Here is a 6,864-nt window from a genome sequence, read left to right as displayed (position 1 = left end):
GGGCGTCGAGCCGCTGGTCAGGCTGGAGGAGCTGCGTTCACGGAACTGCCGCTGCTGCTGCGGGCCGGTGATCTGCTCGTGGTCAGCACCTCGGCCATGCTGGCGGCGGCCGTCGACGGGGGACGGGCACGCGCGCGTGGTGGTGCACTTCTCCACCCGGGGGTGACGACGGCCGCTGGGCGGTGGAGCTGCGGGAGCCCGACGGGCGGGGCACCACGCGCGCGGGCGGGCGGGCCCGCGGGGAGGGAGGTGTGCCTGCCGCGGGGGGCATGCGGCTGGTTCTGGAGGAGGCGCTGAGCGGGCGGAGCGGGCGGCTGTGGTGGGCACGGGTGTCCGGCCGGGGCTGCTGCGGGGCCCTTGCCCATGCGCCACGCCTGTACGGAGCGGGACCAGCCGCTGTCCGTCCACCAGACGGTGTTCGCGCTGCCGTCGGCGGACACGCCGGTCACGCTGCACACCGGGGTGGCCTCGACGGAGGCGCACGAACCGCCCTGTGAGGAGCGTTTCGCGGGGCCCTGGGCGTCCGCGCGGCTGATCGACGCGGCGAAGGCCGGCGAAGGCCGGTGGGGGCCGGGTCGTGGCGGTCGGGACGTGGAGTCGGCGGTGGGCGCCGATGGGACCGTACGCGCGCGTGCCGGAGGGACGGGCCTCGTCATCACGCCCGGAGCGGGGCGTGCGCGGGTGGACGGTCTGCTGACCGGGCTGCACGAGCCGGAGGCCTCGCAGCTGATGGTGCCGGCGGCGGTCGAGCGGGCACGCGCGGCTGCGCCCCAGCACCGGTACCAGTGGCACGAGTTCGGGGACGTGCACCTCGTACGGCCCTGAAAGCCCCTCACGGAGAGCATCGCTTGTGCAACGGGCGGTGAGAACGCATGCCGCCCGGTGTGAGCCCGCGCATAGGGCGCACGTCACGTACGAAAGTGCATAGGAGACAAAGTCGCACCTTTTGAGCGGCGCAGACCGTCTAGTCTGCCCCGATTTGCCCCTCCCTGATCCACTATCTCCTTTCGTACGTCACACCTTTGCCACGCCATTTTGCGGCCGCTAAGAATTGCTCACGTCGCTCAGCGCCGTGGGTTCACCTCCGCGGCGTTCGTGTCGGAAACACACCGAGTCCAACGCCGGACGCCGAGCGACTCCCGCGCTATTCGAAGAGGTCCACAGCAGCATGCCCAAGAACATCTTCAGCCGTGTTCAGAGTCGTAGCCTGACCCGTCACCACAAGATCGCCATGGCGGGTGTCGCCACCCTCGGCGCCGCCGCCATCGGGTTCTCCGCGGTGCCGAGCGGCGCCTCGACGAAGACCACGACCGAGGCCGCTCAGCCGGCTGCGGTGGCGTACAGCACCCAGCAGATCAAGGACGTCAAGGCGAGCGTCACGGACCAGATGGCCGGCGCCAGCCTGAAGGCCGAGCAGATCGCGGCGAAGAAGAAGGCCGACGCCGCGGCCGCCGCCAAGAAGAAGGCCGCCGCCGAGGCGGCGAAGAAGAAGGCCGAGGCCGCCCGCGAGGCGAAGGAGGCCGCGAGCCGCGCCGCCAAGCGCGCCGAGGCCAAGAAGGCCGCCAAGAAGACCTACCCGAACAACCTCGACGGCTGGATCCGTGAGTCGCTCGACGTCATGAAGAAGCACGGGATCCCGGGCTCCTACGACGGCATCAAGCGCAACATCATCCGCGAGTCCTCGGGTAACCCCAGGGCGATCAACAACTGGGACATCAACGCCATCAACGGCATCCCGTCGAAGGGCCTGCTGCAGGTCATCCCGCCGACCTTCAAGCACTGGCACGTCCCCGGCACCTCCTGGGACATCTACGACCCGGTAGCCAACATCACCGCCGCCTGCAACTACGCGGCCGACAAGTACGGCTCGATGGACAACGTCGACAGCGCGTACTGAGGCCGGCGCGGGACTCTGCTCGCTGTACGAACGCCGAAGGGCGGCACCCTCCTGACGGGGTGCCGCCCTTCGGGCGTCGTACGGCGGTGCCTACTTGCGCATGACCTCGGGCTCGTGGCGGCGCAGGAAGCGGGCCACGAAGAAGCCGCAGATCACGCCGAGGACGAGGAGAGCGCCCATGTCCATGGCCCAGGCCCCGACCGTGTGCTCCCACAGCGGGTCGTTGTCGCCGGCCGTCTCGGGCGGGCTGATCTTGTTGAAGTCCAGCGTGGCGCCGGCGGCGGCGACCGCCCAGCGCGACGGCATCAGGAACGAGAACTGGTTGACGCCGATCGAGCCGTGCAGCGCGAACAGGCAGCCGGTGAAGACGACCTGGATGATGGCGAACATCACCAGCAGCGGCATGGTCTTCTCGGCGGTCTTCACCAGCGAGGAGATGATCAGGCCGAACATCATCGAGGTGAAGCCCAGCGCCATGATCGGCACGGACAGCTCCAGCATCGTGGCGCTGCCGAAGACCAGGCCCTCCTCGGGGATCTCACGGCTGGAGAAGCCGATGACGCCGACCAGCAGGCCCTGGAGCACCGTGATCATGCCGAGCACGAACACCTTGGACATCAGGTACGCCGAGCGCGAGAGGCCGGTGGCGCGCTCCCGCTCGTAGATGACGCGTTCCTTGATCAGCTCGCGGACGGAGTTCGCCGCGCCCGCGAAGCAGGCGCCGACCGCGAGGATCAGCAGGACCGTGGTGGCCGTGCCGTTCGGGATGATGCGGCCGGTCTCCGGGTTGGCCGGGTTGGGCAGCAGGCCCTTGTCGGCGTCGATGAGCAGGCTGACCGCGCCGAGCACCGCCGGCAGGATCACCATCAGGGCGAGGAAGCCCTTGTCGGAGGCGATGACCGAGACGTATCGCCGGACAAGCGTGACGAACTGGGACATCCAGCCCTGCGGCTTCGGCGGCTTCATCGCCTGCATCGGCGGAACCTGTACGGACTGCGGCGCGACGGCGTCGATGTCCGCGGCGTACATCTGGTAGTGCTGCGAGCCCTTCCAGCGGCCCGCCCAGTCGTAGTCGCGGTAGTTCTCGAAGGCGGAGAAGACATCGGCCCAGGTGTCGTAGCCGAAGAAGTTCAGCGCCTCCTCGGGCGGGCCGAAGTAGGCGACCGAGCCGCCCGGCGCCATCACCAGCAGCTTGTCGCAGATCGCCAGCTCGGCCACCGAGTGGGTGACGACGAGGACCGTACGGCCGTCGTCGGCGAGGCCGCGCAGCAGCTGCATGACGTCGCGGTCCATGCCCGGGTCGAGGCCGGAGGTCGGCTCGTCCAGGAAGATCAGCGACGGCTTGGTGAGCAGCTCCAGGGCGACCGAGACGCGCTTGCGCTGACCGCCGGAGAGGGACGTGACCTTCTTGTCCTTGTGGATGTCGAGCTTGAGCTCGCGCAGCACCTCGTCGATGCGGGCCTCGCGCTCGGCGCCCGTGGTGTCGGCCGGGAAGCGGAGCTTGGCCGCGTACTTGAGGGCCTTCTTGACGGTCAGTTCCTTGTGCAGGATGTCGTCCTGCGGGACCAGACCGATGCGCTGGCGCAGCTCGGCGAACTGCTTGTAGAGGTTCCGGTTGTCGTAGAGCACCTCGCCCTGATTGGCGGGCCGGTAGCCGGTGAGCGCCTTGAGCAGGGTCGACTTGCCGGAGCCGGACGGGCCGATGACCGCGATCAGCGACTTCTCCGGGACGCCGAAGGAGACGTCCTTGAGGATCTGCTTCCCGCCGTCGACCGTGACCGTCAGGTGGCGGGCGGAGAAGGACACCTCACCGGTGTCGACGAACTCCTCCAGCCGGTCGCCGACGATGCGGAACGTCGAGTGACCGACGCCGACGACGTCGGTCGGGCCGAGCAGCTGGGTGCCGCCCTTGGCGATCGGCTGGCCGTTGACGTACGTGCCGTTGTGGGAGCCGAGGTCCCGGATCTCCATACGGCCGTCGGGCGTCGAGTGGAACTCGGCGTGGTGCCGCGAGACCTGCAGGTCGGAGACGACCAGTTCGTTCTCCAGGGCACGGCCGATGCGCATCACGCGGCCGAGCGAGAACTGGTGGAACGTGGTCGGACTGCGGTCGCCGTAGACCGGCGGTGCCCCCGCGACACCACCGGGACCCTGCTGCTGCGGGATGTGCGCCGCGGCCTGCTGCGGCTGCTGCCAGCCGGCCTGCGGGGCCTGCTGCTGCGGCGGCTGCTGGGCCGGGGCCTGCTGCCCCCAGGCCGGGTTCGCGCCCTGCGCGGCGTACGGCTGCTGCTGGGGCTGGGCCTGCGGCGTGCCGACGGAGGCCGCGGCGTCGCCGGACAGGTTCAGGCGCGGGCCGTCGGTCGCATTGCCCAGGTTGACCGCCGAGCCGGGGCCGAGCTCCAGCTGGTGGATGCGCTGACCCTGCACGAAGGTGCCGTTGGTGCTGCCATGGTCCTCGATGACCCAACTGCGGCCGTTGAAGCTGATGGTGGCGTGACGCCAGGAGACCCTGGCGTCGTCGAAGACGACGTCCCCCTGCGGATCACGTCCGAGGGTGTATGCCCTGGACGGATCGAGCGTCCAGGTACGTCCGTTTGATTCCAGTACGAGTTCCGGCACTCCAGCCCCACTGAGTTGTCCCCCGAGTTACCCCCGACATGGGGAGTCTAGGGATGTCGAACATCGGGGGGAACTATTTCAGGAGCGGCCCCCTGACCGAAAGTCGGGCCTTGTGAAGACCGCGTCCGGACGCATCCGCCGATTCCGTTGACGGGGTTGAAACCGGGCCGGAGAGTGGTATTTCGACGCGAGGGGGACATGCGTGGTGTCCCACCGCGCAGCGGATCGGGGGGTCTGCCATGAGTGCTGCCGCAGGGGCCGGGACGGCGAAGGACGACGCGCGCGTGCCGTGGGGGGACGTGCTGATGTCCGCCGTGGCCGCCGTGAGCTGGGCGTTGATCGGGATGGCGGCGACCGCAGCGCTGGGTCTGCGGCTGCTGGAAGCGGATACGGCAGGCTCCTTGGGGCCGATGACCGCGGCGGTGGTGGCCCTCGGGGCGGGTGGTTCGGTCACGCCGTCCGGTGAGGTGTCGGCGTTCGGTATCACGGGCGCGGAGGCGGACACGGCCATCGAGATCACGCCACTGGGGGTGAGCCTGGTCGGGGCGGTGCTGCTGTCGTGGTTCTTCCTGCGGTCCTTGCGGGCAGCGGGAGTTGTGATCTCACGGGCCGAACTGTTCGCGCGGGCGGGCGCCGTGGTGGCGTTGTTCGTGGCGGTGCTGGGCGGCCTGGCGTGGGCGGGCCACGACGTCATCACCATCGACGGCGGGTCGCTCGGGCTCGACGATGTGACCGGTGGGAGCGGGGGCGTCGAGATCCCGGGGCTCGGGGACGTCGGGGGGCTGCTGCCGGACCGGCTCGGCGACCTGGTCGACGCGCAGGCCGCGGTCGGCTTCACGGTCGACACCGTCCCGACGCTGCTCGGCGGGTCCGGCTGGTCGGCCGGGATCCTCCTCGTCGCACTGCTGTCCTCGCGCCGTACGCCGCTGCCGCCGGGCTGGGAGGTCCTCCACCGCGTCGTGCGGCCGGCCGTGTCGGCCGTGGTGACCGTGCTGCTGGTGGCGGTAGCGGCGGGGTTCGCAGCGGCGGCGTACGCCGCGGTCGGCGACGACCGTCCCGAGCGCATCGCCGGAGCGGCACTGCTCGGCGCGCCGAACGGGGTCTGGCTGGGCATCCCGCTCGGCCTGTTCGTGCCGTGGGACGGACGTGCCTCGGGCGAGCTGGTCCGTTTCCTGCCGGATCCGCTGGACGACCTGCTCGGTGCCGGGTCCGGTGAGGCGGTGACGCTGAGTCGGCTGGCCGAGCTGGACGGCCGGGTGTGGCTGCTGGCGGTGGCGGCGGGGTTGATGATGCTGCTGGCCGGCGTGCTGACGGGAGTGCGGACGCCGGTGGGGGAAGGACCCGGTGCGCTGCGCTTGGCGGGGTGGTGCGCGCTGCGCCTGGGGGGCGCGACGGCCCTCGCCCTGCCGTTGCTCGCCCGGCTGACGGACGTCTCCGTGACCGCCTCCCTGTCCGTGCTCGGCTTCGACGCCTTCGGCGGCGGCATCGAGCTGCACGGCCCCCTGGGCCCGGCCCTGCTGCTGGGCGCGGTGTGGGGCGCGGGTGCCGGGGCCGCGGGGGCGTTGCTCGCGTGGGCGTGCGGCGTGGCGGGGCGCCGGGCGACGGCATCGGCTCGGGGAGAGGGCTTGCCCCCGGGCGGCGGGACAGGAGGCGGGCCGAGCACCGGATGGCCCGGGCGCGGGGCGGGTCCCGGGGCGGGGAGCCGGCATGCCGAGCATGGGGCCGGCGCCGGGCAGGCGGCACCCTGGGGCGGTGGGCCGACGGGGTACGGCGGGGTCAGGGGGCAGGGCTGGACGGGGGCCGGCGCAGGTGCGGTACGACCCGAGGACGACGCCGACATCGCACTCGGCCTCGGCCCGCGGCGCGACGACGCGGGCATCGGACCGCGGCGACCAGAGGACGACGCCGGTCCTCGGCAAGCCCGGGCCGGTCGGGAGGAAGCCGGGCCCTACGCCCCGGGTACGCCGTACCGGCCGCCGAACCCGGGTACCAATCCGTACCTCCGGGTGCCGGAGGAGCTGCGAGAGCCGCAGGACGCACGGCCTCCGGAGGCGGAACCGCGCTCCGATGCCGCGCCCGACACCGAGGACGACGCACCGGCGAACGACGCGCCCCCCGCCCCCGGCGACGTCTACGGCGCCCCTACGGTCGTACGGCCGGTCGGGCCGCCTCCGCGTGGCCCCCGGCAGTCGCCCGGGCCGAGGAACGGGAACGGGCCGCCGCCCCCTCCCCCTCCGCCTCCCCCGCCGCCACGGCAGCCCCGCGGCGGGAGGTGACCGGCGACGGCGCCGGACGCCGTGCCGGTATGACGTGCCGTACCGGCACCGGCACCGGCACCGGCACCGGCA

3 protein-coding genes and 1 pseudogene are annotated in these 6,864 nt (G+C 71.7%); 3 read left to right on the top strand and 1 reads right to left on the bottom strand.

Annotated features, from left to right (window positions below):
* Positions 1 to 866, top strand: a pseudogene (locus GTY56_RS20415) (S-adenosylmethionine:tRNA ribosyltransferase-isomerase); the annotation flags it as partial.
* Positions 867 to 1,168: 302 nt separating this feature from the next.
* The gene (locus GTY56_RS20410) at positions 1,169 to 1,897 is read left to right on the top strand and encodes a transglycosylase SLT domain-containing protein (RefSeq protein WP_161366793.1); all 729 of its coding nucleotides are present in this window, start codon (positions 1,169 to 1,171) and stop codon (positions 1,895 to 1,897) included.
* A gap of 90 nt (positions 1,898 to 1,987) precedes the next feature.
* On the opposite strand, the gene GTY56_RS20405 is transcribed toward GTY56_RS20410, so the two are convergent.
* The gene (locus GTY56_RS20405) at positions 1,988 to 4,516 is read right to left on the bottom strand and encodes an FHA domain-containing protein (RefSeq protein ID WP_161366792.1); all 2,529 of its coding nucleotides are present in this window, start codon (positions 4,514 to 4,516) and stop codon (positions 1,988 to 1,990) included.
* 239 nt (positions 4,517 to 4,755) lie between these two features.
* On the opposite strand from GTY56_RS20405, the gene GTY56_RS20400 reads away from it, so the two are divergent.
* A complete protein-coding gene (locus GTY56_RS20400) occupies positions 4,756 to 6,792 on the top strand; it encodes a streptophobe family protein (RefSeq protein ID WP_161366791.1) in 2,037 nt (678 codons plus the stop codon).
* Positions 6,793 to 6,864: the final 72 nt, after the last annotated feature.

The sequence above is a fragment of the Streptomyces sp. SID5643 genome, assembly GCF_009872555.1.
Taxonomy (GTDB): Bacteria; Actinomycetota; Actinomycetes; order Streptomycetales; family Streptomycetaceae; genus Streptomyces; species Streptomyces iakyrus.
The sequence above is the reverse complement of the archived record's forward strand: the minus strand, read 5'-3'. Positions and strand labels throughout refer to the sequence as shown.

Excerpts from the sequence above, each read along its gene's own strand:
- GTY56_RS20410 (WP_161366793.1), top strand. The coding sequence starts at position 1,169 with ATGCCCAAGAACATCTTCAGCCGTGTTCAGAGTCGTAGCCTGACCCGT.
- GTY56_RS20400 (WP_161366791.1), top strand. The coding sequence starts at position 4,756 with ATGAGTGCTGCCGCAGGGGCCGGGACGGCGAAGGACGACGCGCGCGTG.